The sequence below is a fragment of the Pseudomonas sp. GW821-FHT04D07 genome (assembly GCF_059420225.1).
On sequence record NZ_JBWKTH010000060.1, the window covers coordinates 1 to 2,600 of the forward strand.

Genomic DNA, 2,600 nt, shown 5'->3' on the forward strand with positions numbered 1-2,600 from the left:
TTGTTGGGTGACTGCGTACCTTTTGTATAATGGGTCAGCGACTTATTTTCAGTGGCGAGCTTAACCGAATAGGGGAGGCGTAGCGAAAGCGAGTCTTAATAGGGCGTCTAGTCGCTGGGAATAGACCCGAAACCGGGCGATCTATCCATGGGCAGGTTGAAGGTTGGGTAACACTAACTGGAGGACCGAACCGACTACCGTTGAAAAGTTAGCGGATGACCTGTGGATCGGAGTGAAAGGCTAATCAAGCTCGGAGATAGCTGGTTCTCCTCGAAAGCTATTTAGGTAGCGCCTCATGTATCACTGTAGGGGGTAGAGCACTGTTTCGGCTAGGGGGTCATCCCGACTTACCAAACCGATGCAAACTCCGAATACCTACAAGTGCCGAGCATGGGAGACACACGGCGGGTGCTAACGTCCGTCGTGAAAAGGGAAACAACCCAGACCGTCAGCTAAGGTCCCAAAGTCATGGTTAAGTGGGAAACGATGTGGGAAGGCTTAGACAGCTAGGAGGTTGGCTTAGAAGCAGCCACCCTTTAAAGAAAGCGTAATAGCTCACTAGTCGAGTCGGCCTGCGCGGAAGATGTAACGGGGCTCAAACCATGCACCGAAGCTACGGGTATCACCTTAGGGTGATGCGGTAGAGGAGCGTTCTGTAAGCCTGTGAAGGTGAGTTGAGAAGCTTGCTGGAGGTATCAGAAGTGCGAATGCTGACATGAGTAACGACAATGGGTGTGAAAAACACCCACGCCGAAAGACCAAGGTTTCCTGCGCAACGTTAATCGACGCAGGGTTAGTCGGTCCCTAAGGCGAGGCTGAAAAGCGTAGTCGATGGAAAACAGGTTAATATTCCTGTACTTCTGGTTATTGCGATGGAGGGACGGAGAAGGCTAGGCCAGCTTGGCGTTGGTTGTCCAAGTTTAAGGTGGTAGGCTGAGATCTTAGGTAAATCCGGGATCTTAAGGCCGAGAGCTGATGACGAGTTGTCTTTTAGATGACGAAGTGGTTGATGCCATGCTTCCAAGAAAAGCTTCTAAGCTTCAGGTAACCAGGAACCGTACCCCAAACCGACACAGGTGGTTGGGTAGAGAATACCAAGGCGCTTGAGAGAACTCGGGTGAAGGAACTAGGCAAAATGGCACCGTAACTTCGGGAGAAGGTGCGCCGGTGAGGGTGAAGGACTTGCTCCGTAAGCCCATGCCGGTCGAAGATACCAGGCCGCTGCGACTGTTTATTAAAAACACAGCACTCTGCAAACACGAAAGTGGACGTATAGGGTGTGACGCCTGCCCGGTGCCGGAAGGTTAATTGATGGGGTTAGCTAACGCGAAGCTCTTGATCGAAGCCCCGGTAAACGGCGGCCGTAACTATAACGGTCCTAAGGTAGCGAAATTCCTTGTCGGGTAAGTTCCGACCTGCACGAATGGCGTAACGATGGCGGCGCTGTCTCCACCCGAGACTCAGTGAAATTGAAATCGCTGTGAAGATGCAGTGTATCCGCGGCTAGACGGAAAGACCCCGTGAACCTTTACTATAGCTTTGCACTGGACTTTGAATTTGCTTGTGTAGGATAGGTGGGAGGCTTTGAAGCGTGGACGCCAGTTCGCGTGGAGCCAACCTTGAAATACCACCCTGGCAACTTTGAGGTTCTAACTCAGGTCCGTTATCCGGATCGAGGACAGTGTATGGTGGGTAGTTTGACTGGGGCGGTCTCCTCCTAAAGAGTAACGGAGGAGTACGAAGGTGCGCTCAGACCGGTCGGAAATCGGTCGTAGAGTATAAAGGCAAAAGCGCGCTTGACTGCGAGACAGACACGTCGAGCAGGTACGAAAGTAGGTCTTAGTGATCCGGTGGTTCTGTATGGAAGGGCCATCGCTCAACGGATAAAAGGTACTCCGGGGATAACAGGCTGATACCGCCCAAGAGTTCATATCGACGGCGGTGTTTGGCACCTCGATGTCGGCTCATCACATCCTGGGGCTGAAGCCGGTCCCAAGGGTATGGCTGTTCGCCATTTAAAGTGGTACGCGAGCTGGGTTTAGAACGTCGTGAGACAGTTCGGTCCCTATCTGCCGTGGACGTTTGAGATTTGAGAGGGGCTGCTCCTAGTACGAGAGGACCGGAGTGGACGAACCTCTGGTGTTCCGGTTGTCACGCCAGTGGCATTGCCGGGTAGCTATGTTCGGGAAAGATAACCGCTGAAAGCATCTAAGCGGGAAACTTGCCTCAAGATGAGATCTCACTGGAACCTTGAGTTCCCTGAAGGGCCGTCGAAGACTACGACGTTGATAGGCAGGGTGTGTAAGCGCTGTGAGGCGTTGAGCTAACCTGTACTAATTGCCCGTGAGGCTTGACCATATAACACCCAAGCAATTTGCTTGCTTCGAGCTGAAAAGCGAAAGAGCACCAGATTGCGGTGTGTGAAGACGATACAGACCGAAAGTTTGCGACTCACAAAACACCAAGCTGTCACATACCCATTTGCTGGAGCGTGATCTCGCAAGAGAAAACGACCTGGCTACCGAATTTCTTGACGACCATAGAGCATTGGAACCACCTGATCCCATCCCGAACTCAGCAGTGAAACGATGCATCGCCGA

At 52.3% G+C, this 2,600-nt stretch carries 2 rRNA genes; both read left to right on the forward strand.

The window, feature by feature from the left end:
• Positions 1 to 2,358, forward strand: a 23S ribosomal RNA gene (locus tag AC07T0_RS31640); the annotation flags it as partial.
• Between the two features lie 171 nt (positions 2,359 to 2,529).
• Positions 2,530 to 2,600: ribosomal RNA gene (rrf, locus tag AC07T0_RS31645) — 5S ribosomal RNA — on the forward strand; the annotation flags it as partial.